Below are 20,777 nucleotides of genomic sequence, written 5' to 3' on the forward strand. Positions count from 1 at the left end.
CAACGTGACGTTCATTGACCCGGATGGCCGGATCCTCTCGATCTGGCACGGGCCGCTGTCTGCCGTGTGGCAGAACATGCCCAGTGGGGCGCTGTATGTCGAGGGTCAGCCGCCCGCGCTGGACGGCTGGACCTATGACGTTCCCAATGCCCTGTGGGTCAACACCCTGTCCGGCGAGGTCCTGCAATGACCTGGTACAAGGCTGGATTGATCAGTGTGGCCCAAGGCAGCACGACCGTACAAGGCATTGGCACGGCCTGGGTGGACAACGTCCTGCTGGGCGACGGACTGCGTGGGCCCGATGGCACGACCTACGAAATCGTCGAGCGGGCCTCCAACACGTCGATGGAGATTTTTCCGGCCTATGCGGGGCCGACCGTTGCAGAACAGCGGTACTTGATCATTCCCGTTCCTGGCCGCACCAAAGCGCTGGCCGATCGGGCCTCGACCATGATGGACGGCCTGGATCAGGACCTGTCCAATGTCGTGGCCGATGCCAAAACAGCGGCTGAAGGCGTCGTGGCCACCGCCACCGAGTCCATCGACGGCAAGGTGGCGGCCGCCCAGGCGGCAAGTGTTGCGGCGGAGGGCGTGCTCGAGCAGACGAATGTGGCGGCCGCCTCGGCAGGCACCTACACCTTTCGGTCGGAAGGCCTGGCCGTGGTGGCCGAGGGCGGTTACTTCTGGTCCCCGGACGGTGCCACAGCGGGCTACCTGGGCTTGTGGCGCAAGGTGTCTGGAGCGGCGGTGGCGCAAGGGGTTGAACAGCCCCTCAAGTCCGTGTTCGAGTCCGTGCGCAGCCTCAGTGGCGTAGCGGCCGGAGCAGCTGCGCGGACGGGTGAGCTCAACGCGCTGACCGATGTCAGCCGCATGGCGCTCGATTACCTCGGAGCCAGTGGCAACCCGACCCTGGCGACGTACGTCGGCACGGCCAACGGCATGCGCGTGGTGACGCCGGCGAACACCCGAATCTGGATGATGTCGACCGACTGCCAACGGTCCGGTGGCGTTGATCGGTACCGCATCGCCTTCACGGCAGAGGCGCTGCCTAGTGCGCCATCGATCTCGTTTGCCTGTGGCCTGGCAGTGGGCTCCGGCGCCGCGCGTCGCATGTACCTGTACCTCAACACCGGGATCGTGGCGCGGTACAACAACGACGGCACCTTCACCAACCTGATGGGGCCGTCGACGGGTGCCGGCCAGGCTGCCCGTGCGTGGGCTGCAGGACAGTCCGGTGGGCTCCAGTTGGACGTCAAGCCCGATGGCTCGGGCACGCTACTGGTCATCAGTCCTGACGGGGTCCTGCATTCCGTCGCCTTGGCCGCTGCCGAGGTGCCGGCGGGCCGGGTCGCGATCGCGGTGCGCGGCAACGGCACCGCGCTGTTCACTTCGCTGTGGACCGAGGGCTATACAAAGATGGCGAAGGACCGCATCGACGAAGTCGACGCCACTGCGGTTGCCGCCAAAACCGAGTCGGCTACCGCGCTGCAGATGTCTGGCCAGAACAGAGCAGCGATGGATCGGCTGCTCGGCTTCATGCGCCGGCCGCCGCCGCCGGGCTGGGACCGATGGGTGCCCGACTTCAACATCTACCGCTTCGAGCGGGGGATCTTTTTCACGGACTACGACCACGAGTCGCGCCGGCCGTTTCCGGCGGGGACCGGCACGACCTACTACGTGGGCTTTCCGGGCGCCTCAGACGCCAACAACGGGGCCGCCGAAGGCACATCTTTCGCGAGCCTGTACAAGGCCATCCAGGGGCGGACCGGCAATGTCGAGGTGATCGTCAGCGAGACAGGGGGCGATGGCGCGGGCCGCTACAACGGCGTGCTGGGCTGTCGGGGGGCGATCATGACCGGCAACCTGGTCATTCGATCCAAGAACGGGGGTCTGGTCACCACGGCCTGCCAGAAGACGGCTGCGCTCACCTGGACCCTGGTGCCCGCCAAGACGCGGACCTACCAGGCGACGGTCTCGAGCATCGGCGCGGTGGTCGACCGCAAGCGGCCCGACACGGTGGGCTACGCCACGCATCAGATGCTGGTGGCCGCCTTGGATGACGTAGAGACGGTGGCCGGGAGCTATTTCAAGGCCACCAACACGCTTTACGTGAGCACCGCGGATGGACGTGTGCCCGATGAGGACATCGTGGTGTACGACGACATCATCAATGGCTACTACAGCGCGTCAGCGGGTGTCCTTTGGACCGACGGCGTGGTGTTTGAGGGCGGGGCGCGGCCGCTCTATCTGCACAACACCGTGGAAACGGATCTGCAGGTGGCCTATCTGGGCAACGGCGCGCTGCTGTATGGCGGCGGCAGCGCCGATGGCAATGCCATCACAGGCCGTGGCCACATCCGCGCTTACTGCTACCGCATGAAGCTGGCGGAGTCTTTGGCCGACAACCTGAACTGGCATGCGCTCAACGGCACGTCGACGGCTTCGATCACGGCCATCGAGATCGAATGCGAAAGCTATTACGCCGGCCACAACACGCTGGGCAACAACAACGCCTCCACCAGCCACGAAGCGGGCACCGTCATCTCGATCATGCCTATCTACCTCCACGGCCAGAACCGGGTGGTGCACGACATTGACAACTCGCGCCGGTGGATCCTGGGCGGAAAGATCGGCTACAGCCGCGGCACCGGGAGCACGGGCATCAGCGTGGTGGCCGGCACGGGCTCGGTCATCTACATGGATGAAGTCGAACTGGTCGGCAGTGAGTACGACTTCAACGTCGGGGCCGGCAGCGCGATCTACGTAAACGGCGTGGTTTCAGCGGGTCGGCTCTATCCGAACTCTCTTCTACTATTACAGTACATCCCCAAGTGAGTATTTTTCAATTAACCAAAACGTATACACACTCACCAGTATTTTGCAGCTCTCGATTCATTCACATCAATACCACAAACCGAGTACAATTACAGCGTTACAAATCTGACCAAGAACTAGAGGGGGCCTTATGAAAGACGGATTCAAGCACTATTACCAACCTACACAGGAGGAATTTTCACTTCTCTGGAAAAATGCGACCGTAATACTCGACACCAATGTTCTACTGGACCTCTACCGCCTACCCCAATCGCAGCAGGAAGAGATATTTAAAGCTTTAGAAGGTCTTAAAGATAGATTATGGATTCCACATCAAGTGGCGCTAGAATTTCATCGCCGCCGCATCACTGTGATTGAAGGAGTTCAAAAATCAAGCAAGGAAATTGCAAACACAATTGAAAAGTCCTCCAAGGAAATTCAATCTGCAGTTGAACAGTTTAAACTGGAACATCGCAGTTCCAGCATCGAGATTCAGGACACACTCGGCAAGTTAAGCTCAGCCATTAACGAACTAAAAGCTGCTGTAAAATCCATACAAGATACTGAACCTCAAATATCACAAGACGACCCAACAAGAGATCGATTGGTACAGCTTTACAACGGTAAAACAGGCCCTGCCCCAACAAGCCAAAAAGATCTTGATAGATTAGTACAAAACGGGGAGGATCGCTACAAGAATCTAATACCTCCAGGCTTTCAAGATTCCGATAAGGACAAAAATCCAAAAACATCTCATTTCTGGGCCAATGGCGTTTTATATCGAAGAATGTTTGGCGATTTGATTCTTTGGAATCAAATATTAAACTATACGATAGATAATAAGAAAAAGCACGTTATCTTGGTCACTTCGGACAAGAAAGCGGATTGGTGGCAAATCGAGTATGGCAGGACACTCGGCCCACATCAGGAGCTCATTTACGAAGCAAATACGAAAGGCGGCATCGATCACTTCTGGATGTATTCAGCACCCGAATTTGCCAAACATGCCAAAGAACTAACCGGCGCTGAGATATCTCAGCCAACCATTGACAAGCTCCAACAAGTTGAACAAACAGAAGCCAAAGATTCAGAATCTCACCTATGGAGTGACCAAGCAGCCAAATTCAATGATTACATCAGATTATTCAAATCATGGATGCTGCAATTTTATCCTGACGTCACGTTCAGTATTGAGTATCAAATCCTCATAGCAACTCAACCCCAAAAGGGACATAAAAATGGCTTTGCAGTAGTTTATGCGAATACATCCAACCGTCTCAACTTACACCCAGAAATCGCTGTAGCCAGCACAAAAGGGGCAAATCTAAAGGCATCCGGGGTAATCAAAGAGTTTCGCCTAGTAATTGTTTTCCCTACACCCACGGCATACTATATAAAAAATCTTGCGACTGAAGAGATGAAAATGGACGCAGCCGACATACAACGCCGCTATCATCTAGACGGTGTTATCTGGGGCGCGGCAACTGACCCTTTTGAATTCATAGGTACGACATCTGCTCCTCACCACGAGTAGGACGTCAACTAATTCGCTAACTGAGCTCAATCAGTCCGGTTTCTTCCCATGAAACCGGACTGTTTTTTTTAGAGACTGGCAGTCATGTCCTGGTCCAGCCTTCTCCACCCCCGATATTGGCACGCCCGCATGCAGCTTGTGACTCTCGTTGCCTCCATGCTCGCGGTAACGGTCGGCGAGCCTGCCTCCATCCTCCACCAGATCATTGGCTCTACCGGCCGCCATGGCTGGTTCTGGGTGGGATTGCTCATCGTCGTCACCGCCCTGGCCGCCGTCGACATCCTGATCAATGACGTCTTGCCTGATCGGATCTCCCTTGGTCCGCTCAAAAACCGCCGTTACCTGGTTTACATGGCTCTGTCCATGGGCCTGATCAGCCTATGCGCGGTGATCGTCATTGCCAATGGAACCACCAGCGTTCTGCTGGTCTGGTTGGTACCCGGGTTTGGCGCTGCTCACCTCGCGATCACCGATTTCTATCTTCGGCATCAAGGCCGACTCATTCAATCCAACGAGGAGAAAGCCAATGCCGTCGAAGTTCATTGACCTGGTGCGTGTGATCAAGGCCCGCATGCAGACATCGCCCAGCGAGCAATTGACAGCCCCAAAAGTGCGTACAGCTGTGTGGTTCGTTGTCGGTCTGCTGTGGGGGCCGTGGTTCTTGCTGGGCGGCCTGACGGCCATTCCATCGCTGGCATGGGCCAGCCCCGACCTCAAGCAGGCCCTCGAGTCCCCTCTCAATGTTTCCCTGGTGTTGGTTGCCTTGGCCATCCTGCTATCGAGCCTGTCGGCGGCGACCGCTTTGCTCATCCGCCTCGATCGCGAACTGAGCCAGGCACAGCATCGGACCCTGCCCCACATGGCCATCCTGTGCGCCTGGCACATGGCCGGAGGTTGGTGCGCCGGCACGGTTGCGTTCATGACTGCTCAGACCGCACAGATGGATGTGTGGACCAGCCTGATCGGCGTGGTCCTAGCCAGCTTCTCAGGCGCCAAGTTCCTCGAGTTCATGGCCGAGCGCTACATGACGGGCAAGTTTCCGCCGCCGGCGGGAACCGCCCGTGGGGGCTGATCGTGTCCAAACCCCCGCTGAGCACCTCGAATCTGAACCGTGCTGCCGCTCGCCTCGGCTGCACGCTCGAGCGACTGGAGGATGTGTGTGGGATCAAAGCCGGTCTCACCGGCTTCGATGTGGCCGGTCGACCTCTTGTTCGCCTCGAGGGCGATGTCTTCAGTGAGCTGTCCGGGGCATTCTTCGATGACAGCCACCCGAGCGTCAGTCATCTGCCGCCAGCTGATCGCCACTATGCGCGTGGCAAGACCTTGGACGAACGCAATGACGGTGAGCATGCTCGGCTGGCCTTGGCCTCTAGCCTGAGCTCCGCTGACGCGCTGAAAGCCACCCGTTGGGGCCGCTTCATGCTTTTAGGAAAAGACCACACCCTGTGCGGCCATCGGGGCATCAGCTCCTTCGTCAATGCCATGCACCGCGACGAAGCCTCACAGCTCGATTGTTTTGTCGCCTTCGTCCTCGCTCAGCCTCCACTGCTGGGCTCACTTCGCACGGGCAACGTGCGCAAGTTTTTTCACCTAACCCAAACCAACTTGAAAGCCTGATCATGCCGGTCATCACCCCAGCCGCCGCCGGCGGCGACAACGTTGTTGCCTTCCTCGACACGCTCGCCTGGTCAGAGATCGGCGAAAAGATGCTGAAGGATCCGGCCTCCGATAACGGCTACAAGCTGCTGGTGGGATCCTTGCCCGGCAAGTTGCTCACATTCAACGACTACAGCCGGCACCCCAACCAGCTCATTAGCTTGCCCAAGCTGGGAATCAAAAGTTCTGCGGCCGGCCGCTACCAGTTCCTCTCCAGCACCTGGCGTCAGATCGTGAAGGTGTACGGCTTCAAAGGGCGATTCATTCCGGAAGCCCAGGATCTGGCCGCGATCAAGCTGCTCAAGGAATGCGGCGCCCTCCCCTTGATCCAAGCAGGCAAGATTTCCGATGCCATTCGTAAGGCCGCACCGATCTGGGCAAGTCTGCCCGGTGCTGGTTACGGGCAGCGTGAGCATGAGTTGGTCAGCCTCCTCGAGATCTACGCGTCGGAAAAGCCGACGAATGTGCAAACCGATGGCGAGGAACTGCTCGCCCACTACTGCGACTGCGGCGGAGCGTTGGCATGACGGTGTGGCTGACGTCTGCTCGCTGGTGGGTCGTGCTGGTGATCATCGCGGGCCTGACCGGTTGGGGTCTCACACAGACCTTGCGCCTTGCAGTGACTGCTCGGTCGCTGGCTGAGCTTCAACGTGATCACGCTGCCCAGCAAAACGCGGACGCCGTCGCAAACGCCGTCGGCATAGCCCTTCACTCCCGCCTGCAACAGGACAACACCCATGCATTCACCACAAACCTGCTCGGTCTGGCCAGGTCCGAAGCTGCCGGCGCTGCTCGCCGCGATTCTGATGCTGATCGCATTGCCGGGCTGCAGCGCGATCTCCGAGCAGCCGCCACTGCCTCGGCGCAGTCAGCAGTTGACGCCCGTGCCGCAGGAGATCTCCGGGATCAGAACCGACAGCTCCTCGGAATGGTTGAGCGAGGCATCGGAAGCGTTGGACGGCTCCGAGCTGTGGTTGGACGAGGTGTCGAGGTGGTCGAACGCCGAGACGCTGAAGTCTCTGCGCTGAAAGGGCAAGTCAAAGCCGATCGAGCAGCCAGGGCAACTGGCGAGTGACTCACGCGCTGGCGATCATGATGGCGTCCCAGTCCGTTGTGTAGTCAGCGCTGCGCCGGCTTTGCTTCATAGTCATCTGCCGCCGCGCACCGGCCGTGCCCGCGCTGGCTACCTTCAGCGTGCCACGGCCGTACTTGTCATTGACTGCATCAAGCGCCGCCATCAGTCGCGAGCGATCACGCGGCTCGGGCTCTAGGTCGAGCTCCTGCTGCACAACGCCGACCGGGCTTAGATCGAGCAGAATCACGCCGGCCTTGATCAGGCGATACCCAGGCTCATAGATCGAGCGCATTCCGGCGCAGGCCGCGTGCACAAGAGCCGCCGTGTCAGATGTCGGGCGACGCAGCGGCACGATGGTTGCTTTGCTGAATTGCGGGTCGTCTCGATGCGGACTGGTGTGAGCGAAGACCTGCAGTTGCGCGGCGACGCTGCCTTGTTGCCGCAGCTTCTGCGCCGCCCGGCTGGCGTGTTCCGTAACCGCCTCGATCAGCGGGTCGAGATCGGTGATGACCTGGCCAAACGACCGGGTGCAGGCGATCTCTTTCTTCGCTGGCGGCGCATCCTCCAGTGCGATGCAGCTTTGGCCTTGCAGCTCGCGCACTGTGCGCTCAAGCACCACGCTCCAGCGGCGGCGGGCCACAACTGGATCCATGCGGGCAACGTCCAGCACAGTGTGCAGGCCGGCCGCGCGCAGTTGCTCACCGATGCGCCGGCCGATGCCCCAGACTTCGCCGAGGTCGGTGGCTGCCAGCACGTCGTCCAGATCCTGCGCCGGCAGCGCCGCCAGATTGCAGACCTTCGCCAGCTCGGCTGGGTATGTCCCAGGCTTGCGATCGGCGGTCTTCGCAATGTGGTTCGCCAGCTTGGCGAGGGTCTTGGTCCGGCCGATGCCGATACCGCAGGGCACGCCGATCCAGCGATGGATGCGATCGCGTATTGCGTGACCACGTCGCGCGAGATCCGGCACCCCGTCCAGGCCAATGAACGACTCGTCAATGCTGTAGATCTCCTGCGTCGGCCCCATCGCGGCCGCAAGCGTCATCATGCGATTGCTCATGTCACCGTACAGCGGGTAGTTCGACGACAGCGCGACCAGGCCCACTTCGCGCTCGAGGTGGCGGATTTTGAAATACGGGGCGCCCATGGAGATTCCTAGGTCCTTGGCCTCGTTGCTCCTGGCGATGGCGCAGCCGTCATTGTTGGACAGCACGACCAGCGGCCGGCCTTGCAGCCGCGGCTGAAAGACTCGCTCGCACGAGCAGTAAAAGTTGTTGCCGTCGACGAGCGCGAACATCAGCGTTTGAACTGCTTGATGGTAGCAGTGACCACGCCCCAGATCTCCAAGGTCTGGCCGTCGGTCGGAACGATGTCCGGGAAGGCGGGGTTGCCGGCGCGCAGGCGCATGCCATTCGACGTGCTGAGCTCCTTGCAAGTGCACTCGCCGTCGATCACGGCAATCACGATGTGACCATGGCCGGGCCGGATGGCGCGGTCGACCACGACCACGTCGTCGTTGAAGATGCCGAACTCCCTCATGCTGTCGCCCTTGATGCGAACCATGAAGGTGGCCTGCGGGTGTTTGACCAGCTCGGAGTTGATGTCGATGCGCTTAAGGAGGTAGTCCTCGGCTGGAGATGCAAATCCCGCGCGCACGGCGCTGAACAGCGGTAGCGGAAGAAGAGTCGAGACGTCGACTTGGACGGGGGTGTAGCCGATTTCCATGATGGGATCCCTATCGGCTGTGCCGTACGATGCGCCTATGCCGGGTCGTAGCGGGTGTCATGCAAGGCCTGGCGGTGTGAGGTGGGTTGTTCTTGTTCATTTGCATCTCTTGTGAATGCTGGATGAAACCTCAGTATAAGCGCCAGAACTGGTTAAAAATACAGTAACTATGTGTTCTCACTATCGACCCGTCACCGACGTGCAGCGCTACCGCTCATTTTTCGGAGCAGTGCTGCCCAACGGCACAAGGCCTGATCTGTGGCCCGGCTATGTCGGGTCGTTCATCCGCCGGCCGCGCGAGTCGGATGCCGGTGATGAGGCTGTGGCGCAACACGAGGCACTGCCTGGTGTGTTCGGGCTGATCCCGCACTGGGCGAAAGACACCAAGATTTCGCGGCAGACGTATAACGCCCGAAGTGAGACCGTGGCCGAGAAACCCAGCTTCCGCGATGCGTGGCGCCGCGCGCAGCACTGCATCATCCCGGCGGACTGGATTTATGAGCCGGACTGGCGAAGCGGCAAGGCCGTGCCGACGCGGATCCAGCGGGCCGATGGACATCCCATGGGGATCGCGGGGCTATGGGCCTCTTGCAAGCTGGGTGACGAATGGGTGCACAGCTTCACCATGCTGACGGTGAATGCCGATGACCACGAGCTCATGCGCAACTTTCACAAGCCGCATGATGAGAAGCGGATGGTAGTGATTTTGGGCGAGGGCTCGTACGACGCTTGGCTTGACTCATTGCCAGGACCTGCGTCCTCCGATTTTATGAGGCAATACCCCGCAGGAAATTTAATCGCGAGTCCCGAAAAGTAAAGTACTAAACCGACTAAAACCCCCACGAACAGAAAGAGGTCGACAACTACCATGAGCGAAGCATCCCCTTACACACTACAAATAACAAGGGGAGTACTTCAACAACAACTTTTAACTTAGAGCTAACCCAGATGTGATATTTTTACATCCTCACACCAATGCTTCTTGAAGTATTCAGCCACAACGCGCCGATGACAATGGTGAGGCTTATCCTCACTACACAACAAACAACCATCGTCAATCACTTCGCGTGGAATCTCTTTCTCAATTTGCCTTGTAGCCATAAGATCTATAAACCTAGACTCATAAGTAATCCAGTTTCCACCATTCTTCTTATACTCATCCAGCATAGATTGAGTTGGGGCAAGCAATGGTTGATGAATGTAACTCACACCACATATTTTCTCGAGAAAGTATGCAAGATCATCACGCTTAGCAAATCCGGCCAACTGAGAGACATTATTCAAACGCACATCTACAACACGCTTGACGCCAGATTTAGCAATAAGTGAGAAAAATTTTTCCGCACTCTTTTTCGTAAATCCAATTGTATATATATCCATAACACCTCACTCAGCAAGAATCATTGCGGCAACCAATTTATATCTACACTCCAGCTGCTCATTTTTACGAAAAGGCTCAGTTAAGCTAATCGTCAAAAGACACTCCCCAAGGTCATAAAAACCAGTATCAAGTTGCAAATAGTAGTTTTCCCAATAACTATCCGTCAAGGATAAATTATAGCCCACTCCATTGTGAGAAAAATTCGCTCTAACTTTCTTTTTAGAATAATGCATCACTACTTGAACAGTGACTTCGGCTACTCTAACCAGGCAAAGAGATGACGTTATAACATCATCAAATCTCACAGGAACTTCATCATTTAAACCCAATTGAGTGTGAAAGCCGTTCACCCAAAGAGCATCGGGATTTTCCGCCAAAGCTGCAGCTTTTTCCCAGTTCAAAGAACCTAGCCGTTCCCACCAATTACTGGACGAAATTAACCAATTTTCTGTTTGACACGCCTGAGGATTTGGCCTTATCAGCGGCACTTCCACAACATCAAGTACGAGGGGCTCTGAAATAAGTTCAGATTCAGGCTCTTTAATTAGCGTATCCTGAAAATTCAAACCCTGCCCTTCACGCGCACTCACGGGACGAATCCAATCGCCCCACCTGCCATCCAAATATTCACGCCCTGCCAAACAACGTTCCTTATGTTTACGTGAAATCGCGAGCAACAATATTGTCTTCTTAATCATTTCCCCTCCAATAGCTGGCCGATCAACTAATTACCTTCATCGCCTTCGGCCTCACAAGGCAACGAATCCAAGTATTCAGCTATCACATCGCCATGACAGGCCTGAGGCTTACAAAAACATGCCAACTTAAGCCCTTTCAACCCCATTACAGCACTTCTAAAACCTTCGTCCGTTCGTATTTTTTCAGTAAAAAATCCGCGATACCGCTCAATTACCTCTTCACGATCAGGACCATCTCCTTGACTTATTGCATACGGGTTTCCCCACGGCGACCCCCGTCCGATATAGACATCAAAATCATTTGTTAGCTTTTTATTCACAACCCTAGTAACCGAAACCGGAATCACTTTAGTCTTGCGCCTTTGCAGCCTAGCCTCAAATAACAACTGCGACAGGTCTTCTCCATCCCAAATCAATATCAGATGCGTGTACTGACCCATAGCCTTACGGGCTGAAACGCGGCTTTTAACTTTCACAGCTTCTGCATTTGGCCATTTCGATGTCACAACCTCACGCAAAACAAGATGGTTATCAACATAACCTACAACCCCATCAAACGCGCTGATCTTTGCCACTTCTTTAAAGACCTGAACTTCACGAATTGATGCCGAAACGGCTATCAGCAATCGAATTTCTTCCACATTCAACCTCATTTCAGCGACGCCAAAATCTCACACGAATAGATCATTTGTACTACATCTTCATGTAGAAAAATATTGCTGCTCTTTCGCCAAAAACTACTAGTAAATATAACTGAATTTCGTTCTTACGTTCGTACCGACAGCGGTCTCGGAGTCAACCGCGCGGAGCTCACCAAGCGCAAAGCAAACGCCAAGCTACATCAAAGGTTCACAATAATGTTTAGCAATTTTTTTTCACCAAGTACAAGCTCTACCGAACCTATCCCGCGTCATCAACGCACACATGCTGACGCGAGGAAGGGTCGATAGACGGAGAAGCAAAAAGAGCCCTTATCAAGGGCTTTTACAAATTTAAATAAGCTTACGATTGGGCAGGCCCATGCTGGCGACCGAAGCAGAGGCACTTCGACACTGGGCAACGATCTCTGCCTTGAATTGGGCACTGTAAGTGCGACGGGTACGATCGGGGGGTGCTTAAGTCGTTAGCCATGATGTCCATTTATGAAATCGTGGACACGATGCCTTAGCCTCTGCTGGCATTAAAGATGGGAGGGCCGGCCGCTTACGACAAGATCCACGGCGCAACCATTGATAGGAGAGTGACAGCCTTACCAGCGCGACGTTTCATGTTGTTGATAGAGGTTGAAGTCAGGGGAACGCTTGTGGCCGACTGTAGCAAGTTAACCACTACCTACGCAGAATCTTCAGCATAGCCACCCACAGACGGCCCCTGACGCAAAGACGCACCGTAGTTCATGGCGGCCCTCTCAGCCTGCCTCAGAAAGCGTTCAGCCTCTACGGTTGGGCGGAACCTAGTGAACACATCGATGACCAATGGGCGGCCCTTGGCGATCGGGTAAGACACATAGATTTCACCGGACTCTATGAAGCCAAGATACACATTGATTTTGTCCTGCAGGAGACGGAGGTGTTCCGTGTCCCAAGGCAGGTGGTCGATGATGGTGAGCCGAACCTCACCGGTCTGCTTGTCAGTGCCTACGGCGTCAATGGTCGCAGCGTTTTCAACGGTCATTAAGATGTTTGTGGGACGTTCGGTTGCGACCAACCGCGGCCTCAAATCCAAGCTTTAGATTGAGCGTCTTACGGGCAGCCAAGACTTACGAACGCAATCGTGGGCTCTTTGGCTGCGGAGGTTGGGAGATAAGTAGTTGATTCCATTGAATTTCTCGCTGTGGAACAGAGCCACAGGCAACATTAGATTGTAGCGGCTTCGATCGATTCGAAGCCGATGAGCATTTGATCGACCTCTTCGGGCGAGATCGCGATTTCGACCTTGAACGGCGCGGCGTTCGAAGAGGCAACCAGCAAGCGCTCGCCCTGCGAACCATGAATCAAAACGCCAGCCATCACTCGTGCCGAGGACACTGCATTGATCGGCACCGGCCCGCGGCCGGCATACTGTGTTTTGGGATTGGAGCCGAGAGTCGGCCCTGTGGCACCCTCCTCGATCCATTCGACCCGCCACAGCATCTGCGCAGAGGCGATCGTCATCGGCAGTGGTTCAGACACGATTCCATCCGCAAGCGATGACTGGACTGACGCCTGGATGGGAAAGACCTCGAACCAGTGCCCGGCCGAATGTTCTACAGCCGCGAAGACGATCACACCGGTACCGGGCGTCAACAAGGAAACGGACGCATATTCCTGAGCGAATCCGACAACCGTGAGTCCAGGAAGCTGGTCGCTTCGAAAGTCCTCCGCGTACTCACGAATGGGAACGGGGTTCGTCATGATCTGGCGAGTGTCGGCGGTATAAATCCAGTGCGCTTCGGGCAGCCCAGGCTGACAAAGCCCACTTTGGGCACGGTCGCGGGTGCGATGGGGGTTGCGTCAAGGGTTGCGGTGGTCATGGGGCGTGGTCGTCTTTATCGAAATCAACCCTCCATTTTCGCAAAACCCGGCCCTTCGCGATAGAGGGCCGTGCAAATCCGTCAGCGTTTGATGCCAAAAGCCCCCAGAAGCTGCTCGGTCTGCTTGTGCAACTGGTCCTGCATCTGCAGATAGACCGATTTGGATTGCTCCATGTAGCTGCTCATCATGTCCTGCATGAGAGGCGCCTGCATGTTCATGAACTGGGCCCAGGTCTCGGGGGTGAAACCGGTGCCCTGCTCGGCCATCTTGTTCTGCAGTTCCATGAAGGACTGCACGTTGCGTTCGAGGTAATGCCCCATGAAGCCCTGCATCGCGTGTCCGTAGAAACGGATCAGATTGGACAGGGCCTGTTCGCTGAACATGGGCATGCCGCCCGTTTCCTCTTCCAGAATGATCTGCAGCAGGATGCTGCGGGTGATGTCTTCGCCGCTCTTGGCATCCTGGACGATGAAGGGCTGGACGTCGATCACGAGCTGCTTGATCTCGGCGAGCGTCACGTAGCTCGAAGTCGCGGTGTCGTAGAGGCGTCTGTTGGGATACTTCTTGATCTTGCGGACGTCGTCTTCGCCAGGTGCTGTGCGATTCTTCTTTCGGGATTCAGACACTCGATACTCCTGGCTGTGCTGCGGACCGTGTGAATTCTAGAGTGTAAAGTCCAATGCAGCTCGGCTGGTTAACCCTGAAGGTCCCGAAGCACAGTCCTCGGCAGAGGACTGCGATCACCACAACCAGGCGACCACGCCGACGACGCAGGCCACGATGACCAGCACATAGGCCAGCCAGGCTTCCTTGCGACTCACATAACCTCTGTTCTTCGGTTTCATCGTTATTCCTCCCTTTTTTCGTTATTCGAATGGCAGATAACGATGGTAGGTCGCCGGGCGCGAGGGGGCTGTAGTCTGCATCGGGCAGTTGCCACAGGCCCGGGCCGCTCCGCGCAGGGGGCCGTGCTCCCACAAGCCGTGCAGGACAAAGGGCCGCAGCACCGTCCCCCATGAGCGGCAGCGGCACAGGAAGACGGCCGTGCGGGGCGCCGTCCGACGTCCAGTCATCAAACCGACGCGAACCTGCCACTAAGCTTGGGGTCTGCCTCAGGAGACCGGCATGCTCGCACCTCAAACAGAATTTTTGTCCATCCTGCAAATGATCCGACGCGGCCAGCATGTGGCCAAAGCCGACCTCGACGACGTCATTGCCCGGGGTTACGCATGCCGCGCCTTCGGTGCAGGGCCGGACACGGCCTTTCTGCGAGGCCGGGCCTACCGCCTCACGCCGCTCGGCGCCCAACTGCTGGCCACCCTGCGCATGTAAAGTCGGCCGCGCAGGCACGAGAGTTGCCCCTTCATTGCCGTGAGCGCATGCAAAGCGCTCCAAAAGGCCGTTTTGGCCGCAATTGGAGGGGAATATGAAACATTTCGACTACAACATACACATCGATGTCGTGGCGGAACACGACACGGAACGTAACGACTGGCGTAACACGCAGCGCACTTGGCCACGGGCAGATCTGGCCGCCGTCGCTTTCGTCAGCGTAGCCGGTCTGATCGCGACAGGGGCCTCGACCTACTGGCTGCTGTCGAGGCTGCTGGCCCTGTGGCCTCTGGGCTGATCCGCTGCCCTGCCGCCTGGCGGACCTCCCAAGTCACGGGCTCGGGCGGCCGCCTCGCATGCAACGGTCGATCCGATAGGCGAGCGCCCGTTTTGCGCCCACGTCACGTGACGGCGAACGACACCACCCAGCGCTCAGGCACTCCGGCCCGGCGTGGCTGCCGCTGACCTCGTCAGTTGCAGCACCACGGAAAACCGTTCTGCCGGGTGGACCGTGACCGACACCTCGAACATCTTGCCGGCGGCGTCCAGGTAGCTGCGCACGATCTTCAGAGCGGCCGTCCCAACCGTCAACTTCAATGCCGCGGCCATGTCCGCGTCCTCGACCGTGCAGGCGCAGATTTCCTGCCGGATGTGCGCGATGCGCCGGCCGTAACGGCTCTCTATCAGCGTACCGATCAGGGTACCGGGCTGCTGCCTCACCACTTCCGCGATCTCCGCGTACTCGGGTGCCACATAGACATCGGTCCAGCCGATGGGCAAGGTGCGCGCGCCCCCTCTCAGCCGCAGGCTGGAGATCCGCAGCCACTCGGCACCGGTTTCGCACGACAAGTCCTTGGCCAGCGCCGCAGACGCGTGCACGGACGCGATGGATTGCACCACCCGCATGTGTTCCTCGCCGAACTGAACCAGATCCTCGAGCGACGCCAGGGTCGGCTGGAAGCCGTTGTTGGCCTGCGCGGCCATCACGCGTGTCCCCACGTTCTTGCGCCGGTTCACCAGGCCCAACTGCTGCAGCTCGTTGAGCGCTGCACGCACGGTATGGCGGCTGGTGCCGTACAGCTCGCAGAGCTGCAGTTCGGTCGGCAGCAGCGAACCGACGGGAAATCGTCCGCCGGCAATGCTCTCCGTGAGCTGCTGCGCGAGTTGGATGTAGTGGGGTTTGGACATAACGCCCGCAAGCATCGCACAGAACACAAGCCTCGCAACGCTGGCTGGCCTGCTTCGCTTTTGGACGGCTTCGCGAGGGGTCCATGGGTAAACCCTAGTTCCCAATAAGTACGAACATATTGAAGAATATATGTTCGTACATATCAAATGCCACCGGTCGATGTCATACCGGCACGACGGCATTTCTCCCCGTTTGCAGCTACCCGAGGTTTTTCCATGTCCGCCAGCACCGTTGTCGACTCCATCCTGTTCCGCGACGCCTTCGGCACCGCCAAGATGCGTGCCCTTTTCTCCGACACTGCCCTGATCCAGCGCTACATCGATGCGGAAGTCGCGCTTGCCAAGGCCGAGGCCCGGGTCGGCGTGATTCCGGCCGATGCGGCAGAGACGATTGCCCGCGAATCGAAGCTCGAGCGCATCGACCTCGACCACATGCGCCACGAGACGGACATCGTGGGCTACCCCATCCTGCCGCTCGTGCACCAGTTGGTCGGGATGTGCGGCGAGGCCGGCCGCTACGTCCATTGGGGCGCGACCACCCAGGACATCATGGACACGGCGGTGGCACTGCAGGTGCGCGACGCCCTGGATTCGATCGACGGCGATATCCGCGAGCTGCGGGCCATCCTGGCTGCGCTGGCTCTCAAGCACCGCGACACGCCGATGGCCGGCCGCACCCACCTGCAGCAGGCCCTGCCCGTGACCTTCGGCTACAAGGTGGCGATCTGGCTGGCGATGTTCGATCGGCACCAACAGCGCCTCGCCGAGCTCCGCCCCCGCGTGGCTCTGGTCGAGTTCGCGGGTGCCGCCGGCACGCTGGCTTCGCTGGGCGACAAGGGATTGCAGGTCCAGGCCGCCATGGCCGAGGAACTGGGCCTGGGCGTGCCGGCCACGACCTGGCACGTCGCCCGCGACGGTTTTGCAGAAGCGGTCAACCTGCTGGCACTGGTGACCGGTTCGCTCGGCAAGATCGCGCTGGACATCATGATCATGGCCTCGACCGAATTCGCCGAGGTCTACGAGCCCTTCGTCAAGGGGCGCGGCGCGTCGAGCACCATGCCGCAGAAACGCAATCCGATTTCCAGCGAGCTGATGCTCGCGGCCTCGAAGGCGGTGCGCCAGCATGCCGGCCTCATGGTCGACGCCATGGTGCAGGACTTCGAACGCGCGACGGGCCCGTGGCACGCCGAGTGGATCGCCATCCCCGAAAGCTTCGTGCTGACTTCGGGTGCGCTGCACCAGGCCAAGTTCGCGCTGGGCGGACTGATCGTGGACGAGGCTCGCATGCGCCACAACCTCGGCATCAGCAAGGGCCTGATCGTGGCCGAGGCCGTGATGATGGCCATGGCGCCCTACACCGGCCGCCAGCAGGCGCACGACATCGTCTACGACGCCTGCCGCACCGTCAACGAACAGGGCGGGACGCTTGCGGAGGCCCTGGCGGCCCTGCCCGCGGTGACCGAACACTTCGACCGCGCCGCCATCGACCGCATGACGGATCCGGCCAACTACCTCGGCCTGTCGCCGCAGATGGTGGATGTCGCCCTGCAGCACTCGCGCGACGTCCGCTGAAACACCCAACCGGAGACATCGAACACCATGACTGCATCCTCGACCTCCACGCTGACGGCTCCGCCCAAGCACCCCTGGTACAAGCGACTGGGCACCCAGGTGCTGATCTCGCTGGTACTCGGCATCGCCGTCGGTTTCGCTTTCCCCTCGTTCGCTTCGCAGATGAAGGTGATGGGCGACATGTTCCTGCACCTGATCAAGGCAGGCGTGGCACCCCTGGTCTTCCTGACCATCGTGCATGGCATCGCCTCGGCCGGCGATGCACGCAGCGCCGGGCGCGTGGGGTGGCGGGCCTTCGTGTATTTCGAAGTGGTCTCCACCGTGGCCCTCGTGCTGGGACTGGTGGCGGGCAATCTGATCGAGATCGGCAGCGGCATGTCGCCGCAGGCCACAGGCGCGGTGCCGCCGGTCGTCAAGGCCGCTGCGACACCCGGGTTCTCCGAATTCCTGCTGCACATCGTGCCCGACAACTTCGTCGGCGCTTTCGCCAAGGGCGAGTTGCTGCAGGTGGTGGTACTGGCGGTGATGGTCGGGATCGGCATCCTGGCGATCCCGGCCGAACGCCGCAGCCGCATCAACGAAGGGCTGGATCAGATCTCCGAGGTGCTGTTCTCCTTCATCAATCTCGTGATGAAACTCGCCCCGCTGGGGACCTTCGGCGCAGTCGCCTACTCGGTCGGCAGCAACGGAACATCGGTACTGCTGGCCCTGGCTGAACTGGTGCTGGTGTTCTATGCCGTGATCGCGCTGTTCATCGTCTTTGGCCTCGGCCTGATCGCCCGGCTGGCCGGTTTCAGCATCTGGCGTTTCCTGCGCTACATCAAGGACGAGATCTTCATCGTTCTGGGCACGGCTTCGTCGGAAAGCGCGCTGCCCCGTCTGCTGGTCAAGCTCGAACGCCTGGGCTGCGCCAAGCAGACGGTCGGCCTGGTCCTGCCCACGGGATATGCCTTCAATCTCGACGGCACCTCCATCTTCATGGCCATGGGCGTGATGTTCATCTCGCATGCCTACGGCGTGCCGCTGTCGCTGGAAACGCAGATCGGCATCCTGCTGCTGATGCTGCTGACCTCGAAGGGTGCAGCCACGGTGTCGGGCGGATCGTTCGTGGTCTTCGCGGCCACCGTCACCTCGACGGGCGTTCTTCCCGTGGAAGGGCTGGCCATCATCTTCGGTGTCTACCGCTTCATGTCGATGGCCATCTCGACCTGCAACACCATCGGCAACAGCGTGGCCACGGTGGTGGTTGCCAAGTGGTCCGGCACGTTCGACGCGCAAGTCGCCGAACGCCACCTGTATCCCGAACGTCATCCGGACACCGCACAGGACGATGCGCTACTGGACGACGGAGCGCCCTTGCCGGCGGCTCCGTTGCGGCGGACCCCGCCGGTCGGCACCTGAAAAAACCCAGGCCAGACCGGCAACAAAGGCAACCCACAAAAGACCCATCGACGGAGACAAGACATGACACTGCACCGCACCCTGACGCGTACCTTCTCGGCGCTGACCCTGGCCACGGCAACCCTGACCGTCCACTCGACGGGTCAGGCACAGCAGACCCACTGGCCCGCCAAGCCGGTCACCTGGATCGTGCCTTTTGCCGCAGGCGGTCCGACCGATGCCATGGCCCGGGACATCGCGGACCGCACGGGCAAGCAGCTGGGCCAGACCATCCTGATCGAGAACGTGCCCGGCGCGGGCGGTACGATCGGGTCGACCAAGGCGGCACGTTCGGCGCCCGACGGCTACACCTTCCTGGTGGGCCACATGGGCTACATGGCCGCAGCGCCCGCCCTGTACAAGAAGCTGAGCTACGACCCGGTCAAGGACTTCGAGGCGGTGTTCCGTTTCCCGGACACGCCCATGGTACTGATGGTCTCGGCGCAGTCCCCGTTCAAGGATGCGGCCGCGCTGGTGGCGCATGCCAAGGCCCATCCGGGTCAACTCAACTTCAGCAACGCGGGCGTGGGATCGGCTTCGCACCTGGTCGCGGCGTTGTTCGCGAGCAAGGCAGGCATCCGCATCACCTCGGTTGCCTACAAGGGCGCCGGCCCCGCGCTCAACGACCTCATGGGCGGCCAGGTCGATGCCATGTTCGACCAGACCAACACCGCCCTGCCGCAGTTGGGTCCGCGTGTCCGCGCCGTGGGACTCACCTCGCGCGAGACGAGTCCGCAGTTTCCCGGCGTTCCGGCGCTGGGCGCGCAGGTGGTGCCGGGCTTCGAAGCCGCCACCTGGTACGGCATCTATGCGCCCAAGGGCACGCCCGCCAACATCGTCTCCGCCCTGCACCAGGCCTATCTCAAGGCCCTGCAGGACAAGGAGTGGACCCAGCGCATGGCGGCGCAGGGCATTCGTCTGCTCGACACGGCGGCGTATGCGCCCGCCGCCCTGAAGCAGCACACCGCCGACGAGGGCGTGCGCTGGCAGAAGGTGATTGCGGATGCGGGCATCACCCTCGAGTGAAAGACGGGGATCCATCCAGCTTGAAGGAGGCCTTCAGCAGCGCGCCGAAGCGATCGTAGGCCGCATGCGCGCCGGCGACGACGGCATCGTGCGTGCCGGCCGGCTGTGCATCGAGGGCGGCCACGAAGCGCTTCCAGACACGCGCCCGGCCTTCGGGATAGGCCGCGAGGTTGCGTGCGCCGAAGCCGGCAGACAGGCCCAGTTGCTCCTGCGCCGCCTTGAGCAGGAAAGCTGCGCCCAGGGTGGATCCCTCCGACACGTAGAGCCAGCCCAGCGCAGCCGGCATCTGCACGCTCGCGGTGGCCGTGGGCTCGTCGGGCACCGTCGCCCCGAGATCGGCGAGATCGTCGCGTGCAGCCTGCAGCCGTCCACGCACCTGCAGGTCGGGCACCGCATCGCGCAGCGACGGATCGTCGAAGAACGATTCGACATCCTGCTGAAACAGGTACTGCGCCGCCGTGAAGCGGGCATAGTGATCCCGGCCGGCAAACACCTTGGCACGGGCCATCAGTGACTCCATGCGATCGTGCTGACCGGCCGTTTCGGCCTTCAGCCGCTGGGAGAGGGAAACCTGCACGGTGGCAACGGGCGGCACGTCGGGAATGGGGGTCGTCGTCGTCATAGAACGCATGATCTCAGGAATGCGCTGCAGGCGTGCAGCGGTGTCGGAAATCGACCTCGTCTGTGAGCGTCTGCACCGCCGATCGCTCGATGCGGCGCTGCGGATGGCCCGCCAGATCCATGAAAAGTCGGCGTCGCTCTGGGTCGTGTTGTTTGAACACGCGGAAAATGCAGAGACTTTCGTCGAAGCACGATTTTGCTTGAA

24 protein-coding genes are annotated in these 20,777 nt (G+C 59.4%); 14 read left to right on the plus strand and 10 right to left on the minus strand.

All coding sequences use genetic code 11. The features are described from left to right. The first annotated feature begins 4 nt into the window (after positions 1-4). From EC845_RS05885 to EC845_RS05910, 8 genes are all read left to right on the plus strand, one after another. A complete protein-coding gene (locus EC845_RS05885; protein WP_148077255.1) occupies positions 5-190 on the plus strand; it encodes a hypothetical protein in 186 nt (61 codons plus the stop codon). Continuing rightward, on the plus strand, positions 187-2,835 hold the full coding sequence (locus tag EC845_RS05890; RefSeq protein WP_123296233.1) for a hypothetical protein: 2,649 nt from the start codon (positions 187-189) through the stop codon (positions 2,833-2,835). The genes EC845_RS05885 and EC845_RS05890 overlap by 4 nt, the downstream gene beginning before the upstream one ends. 130 nt (positions 2,836-2,965) lie before the next feature. After that, positions 2,966-4,348: a PIN domain-containing protein gene (locus EC845_RS22090; RefSeq protein ID WP_148077256.1), complete on the plus strand. Its 1,383-nt coding sequence runs from the start codon at positions 2,966-2,968 to the stop codon at positions 4,346-4,348. 84 nt (positions 4,349-4,432) lie between these two features. Beyond that, positions 4,433-4,894 (plus strand): hypothetical protein, encoded by a 462-nt coding sequence (locus EC845_RS05895; RefSeq protein WP_123296234.1) that lies wholly within the window; start codon positions 4,433-4,435, stop codon positions 4,892-4,894. Further along, positions 4,875-5,420, plus strand: coding sequence for a hypothetical protein (locus EC845_RS22315; RefSeq protein ID WP_158615637.1), 546 nt, complete (start codon positions 4,875-4,877; stop codon positions 5,418-5,420). The genes EC845_RS05895 and EC845_RS22315 overlap by 20 nt, the downstream gene beginning before the upstream one ends. A 2-nt stretch (positions 5,421-5,422) precedes the next feature. Continuing rightward, on the plus strand, positions 5,423-5,965 hold the full coding sequence (locus EC845_RS22320; protein WP_158615638.1) for an N-acetylmuramidase domain-containing protein: 543 nt from the start codon (positions 5,423-5,425) through the stop codon (positions 5,963-5,965). A 2-nt stretch (positions 5,966-5,967) separates the two neighbouring features. Then, positions 5,968-6,531: a glycoside hydrolase family protein gene (locus tag EC845_RS05905; RefSeq protein ID WP_123296236.1), complete on the plus strand. Its 564-nt coding sequence runs from the start codon at positions 5,968-5,970 to the stop codon at positions 6,529-6,531. 210 nt (positions 6,532-6,741) lie between these two features. Beyond that, positions 6,742-7,032, plus strand: coding sequence for a hypothetical protein (locus EC845_RS05910; protein ID WP_123296237.1), 291 nt, complete (start codon positions 6,742-6,744; stop codon positions 7,030-7,032). Positions 7,033-7,080: 48 nt separating this feature from the next. On the opposite strand, the gene EC845_RS05915 is transcribed toward EC845_RS05910, so the two are convergent. Together EC845_RS05915 and EC845_RS05920 are read right to left on the minus strand one after the other, a co-directional pair. Next, on the minus strand, positions 7,081-8,373 hold the full coding sequence (locus EC845_RS05915; protein WP_123296238.1) for a Y-family DNA polymerase: 1,293 nt from the start codon (positions 8,371-8,373) through the stop codon (positions 7,081-7,083). Next, positions 8,373-8,801 (minus strand): LexA family transcriptional regulator, encoded by a 429-nt coding sequence (locus EC845_RS05920; protein ID WP_199739730.1) that lies wholly within the window; start codon positions 8,799-8,801, stop codon positions 8,373-8,375. Before EC845_RS05920 ends, EC845_RS05915 begins: the two co-directional genes overlap by 1 nt. A gap of 169 nt (positions 8,802-8,970) precedes the next feature. Here EC845_RS05920 and EC845_RS05925 point away from each other — a divergent pair, with 169 nt between their 5' ends. After that, complete coding sequence (locus EC845_RS05925) at positions 8,971-9,618, plus strand: SOS response-associated peptidase (RefSeq protein ID WP_123296239.1); 648 nt, start codon at positions 8,971-8,973, stop codon at positions 9,616-9,618. A 122-nt stretch (positions 9,619-9,740) separates the two neighbouring features. On the opposite strand, the gene EC845_RS05930 is transcribed toward EC845_RS05925, so the two are convergent. From EC845_RS05930 to phaR, 6 genes are all read right to left on the minus strand, one after another. Beyond that, the gene (locus EC845_RS05930; RefSeq protein ID WP_123296240.1) at positions 9,741-10,181 is read right to left on the minus strand and encodes a DUF488 family protein; all 441 of its coding nucleotides are present in this window, start codon (positions 10,179-10,181) and stop codon (positions 9,741-9,743) included. A 6-nt stretch (positions 10,182-10,187) separates the two neighbouring features. Then, entirely contained in the window at positions 10,188-10,880 is a 693-nt protein-coding gene (locus EC845_RS22095) for a hypothetical protein (protein WP_148077257.1), read from the minus strand. A 26-nt stretch (positions 10,881-10,906) separates the two neighbouring features. After that, positions 10,907-11,521 (minus strand): DUF4326 domain-containing protein, encoded by a 615-nt coding sequence (locus EC845_RS05935; protein ID WP_199739731.1) that lies wholly within the window; start codon positions 11,519-11,521, stop codon positions 10,907-10,909. Positions 11,522-12,212: 691 nt separating this feature from the next. Further along, a complete protein-coding gene (locus EC845_RS05940; protein ID WP_199739732.1) occupies positions 12,213-12,554 on the minus strand; it encodes a DUF6572 domain-containing protein in 342 nt (113 codons plus the stop codon). 182 nt (positions 12,555-12,736) lie between these two features. After that, on the minus strand, positions 12,737-13,273 hold the full coding sequence (locus EC845_RS22100) for a hypothetical protein (RefSeq protein WP_148077258.1): 537 nt from the start codon (positions 13,271-13,273) through the stop codon (positions 12,737-12,739). 200 nt (positions 13,274-13,473) lie between these two features. After that, positions 13,474-14,019 carry a polyhydroxyalkanoate synthesis repressor PhaR gene (gene phaR, locus EC845_RS05950; protein ID WP_123296243.1) on the minus strand — a complete coding sequence of 182 codons (546 nt, stop codon included), beginning with the start codon at positions 14,017-14,019 and terminating at the stop codon, positions 13,474-13,476. A 523-nt stretch (positions 14,020-14,542) separates the two neighbouring features. Here phaR and EC845_RS05955 point away from each other — a divergent pair. Continuing rightward, positions 14,543-14,725: a hypothetical protein gene (locus EC845_RS05955; RefSeq protein ID WP_148077259.1), complete on the plus strand. Its 183-nt coding sequence runs from the start codon at positions 14,543-14,545 to the stop codon at positions 14,723-14,725. A gap of 94 nt (positions 14,726-14,819) precedes the next feature. Further along, complete coding sequence (locus EC845_RS05960; protein ID WP_123296245.1) at positions 14,820-15,023, plus strand: hypothetical protein; 204 nt, start codon at positions 14,820-14,822, stop codon at positions 15,021-15,023. A 134-nt stretch (positions 15,024-15,157) separates the two neighbouring features. On the opposite strand, the gene EC845_RS05965 is transcribed toward EC845_RS05960, so the two are convergent. Further along, positions 15,158-15,913, minus strand: coding sequence for a GntR family transcriptional regulator (locus EC845_RS05965; protein WP_123296246.1), 756 nt, complete (start codon positions 15,911-15,913; stop codon positions 15,158-15,160). A gap of 216 nt (positions 15,914-16,129) precedes the next feature. On the opposite strand from EC845_RS05965, the gene EC845_RS05970 reads away from it, so the two are divergent. The 3 genes from EC845_RS05970 (at position 16,130) to EC845_RS05980 (ending at position 19,951) form a co-directional block, all read left to right on the plus strand. Then, positions 16,130-17,485, plus strand: coding sequence for an adenylosuccinate lyase family protein (locus tag EC845_RS05970; RefSeq protein ID WP_123296247.1), 1,356 nt, complete (start codon positions 16,130-16,132; stop codon positions 17,483-17,485). 27 nt (positions 17,486-17,512) lie between these two features. Further along, the gene (locus EC845_RS05975; protein ID WP_123296248.1) at positions 17,513-18,886 is read left to right on the plus strand and encodes a cation:dicarboxylate symporter family transporter; all 1,374 of its coding nucleotides are present in this window, start codon (positions 17,513-17,515) and stop codon (positions 18,884-18,886) included. Between the two features lie 63 nt (positions 18,887-18,949). Next, on the plus strand, positions 18,950-19,951 hold the full coding sequence (locus EC845_RS05980; RefSeq protein ID WP_123296249.1) for a tripartite tricarboxylate transporter substrate-binding protein: 1,002 nt from the start codon (positions 18,950-18,952) through the stop codon (positions 19,949-19,951). Here EC845_RS05980 and EC845_RS05985 read toward each other — a convergent pair. Further along, positions 19,938-20,573, minus strand: a complete 636-nt coding sequence (locus tag EC845_RS05985; RefSeq protein ID WP_123296250.1) for a biliverdin-producing heme oxygenase — start codon at positions 20,571-20,573, stop codon at positions 19,938-19,940. The two genes, EC845_RS05980 and EC845_RS05985, sit on opposite strands and share 14 nt — an antisense overlap. Positions 20,574-20,777: the final 204 nt, after the last annotated feature.

The organism is Comamonas sp. BIGb0124 (assembly GCF_003752175.1).
In the GTDB taxonomy this organism is placed as follows: Bacteria; Pseudomonadota; Gammaproteobacteria; order Burkholderiales; family Burkholderiaceae_C; genus Comamonas_F.

Bases quoted from the DNA above. Each gene is read 5' to 3' on its own strand.
- EC845_RS05890 (WP_123296233.1), top strand. From the start codon at position 187: ATGACCTGGTACAAGGCTGGATTGATCAGTGTGGCCCAAGGCAGCACG.
- EC845_RS22090 (WP_148077256.1), top strand. From the start codon at position 2,966: ATGAAAGACGGATTCAAGCACTATTACCAACCTACACAGGAGGAATTT.
- EC845_RS05895 (WP_123296234.1), top strand. From the start codon at position 4,433: ATGTCCTGGTCCAGCCTTCTCCACCCCCGATATTGGCACGCCCGCATG.
- EC845_RS22315 (WP_158615637.1), top strand. From the start codon at position 4,875: ATGCCGTCGAAGTTCATTGACCTGGTGCGTGTGATCAAGGCCCGCATG.
- EC845_RS05905 (WP_123296236.1), top strand. From the start codon at position 5,968: ATGCCGGTCATCACCCCAGCCGCCGCCGGCGGCGACAACGTTGTTGCC.
- EC845_RS05910 (WP_123296237.1), top strand. From the start codon at position 6,742: ATGCATTCACCACAAACCTGCTCGGTCTGGCCAGGTCCGAAGCTGCCG.
- EC845_RS05915 (WP_123296238.1), bottom strand. From the start codon at position 8,373: ATGTTCGCGCTCGTCGACGGCAACAACTTTTACTGCTCGTGCGAGCGA.
- EC845_RS05920 (WP_199739730.1), bottom strand. From the start codon at position 8,801: ATGGAAATCGGCTACACCCCCGTCCAAGTCGACGTCTCGACTCTTCTT.
- EC845_RS05925 (WP_123296239.1), top strand. From the start codon at position 8,971: ATGTGTTCTCACTATCGACCCGTCACCGACGTGCAGCGCTACCGCTCA.
- EC845_RS05930 (WP_123296240.1), bottom strand. From the start codon at position 10,181: ATGGATATATATACAATTGGATTTACGAAAAAGAGTGCGGAAAAATTT.
- EC845_RS22095 (WP_148077257.1), bottom strand. From the start codon at position 10,880: ATGATTAAGAAGACAATATTGTTGCTCGCGATTTCACGTAAACATAAG.
- EC845_RS05940 (WP_199739732.1), bottom strand. From the start codon at position 12,554: ATGACCGTTGAAAACGCTGCGACCATTGACGCCGTAGGCACTGACAAG.
- EC845_RS22100 (WP_148077258.1), bottom strand. From the start codon at position 13,273: ATGACGAACCCCGTTCCCATTCGTGAGTACGCGGAGGACTTTCGAAGC.
- EC845_RS05960 (WP_123296245.1), top strand. From the start codon at position 14,820: ATGAAACATTTCGACTACAACATACACATCGATGTCGTGGCGGAACAC.
- EC845_RS05965 (WP_123296246.1), bottom strand. From the start codon at position 15,913: ATGTCCAAACCCCACTACATCCAACTCGCGCAGCAGCTCACGGAGAGC.
- EC845_RS05970 (WP_123296247.1), top strand. From the start codon at position 16,130: ATGTCCGCCAGCACCGTTGTCGACTCCATCCTGTTCCGCGACGCCTTC.
- EC845_RS05975 (WP_123296248.1), top strand. From the start codon at position 17,513: ATGACTGCATCCTCGACCTCCACGCTGACGGCTCCGCCCAAGCACCCC.
- EC845_RS05980 (WP_123296249.1), top strand. From the start codon at position 18,950: ATGACACTGCACCGCACCCTGACGCGTACCTTCTCGGCGCTGACCCTG.
- EC845_RS05985 (WP_123296250.1), bottom strand. From the start codon at position 20,573: ATGACGACGACGACCCCCATTCCCGACGTGCCGCCCGTTGCCACCGTG.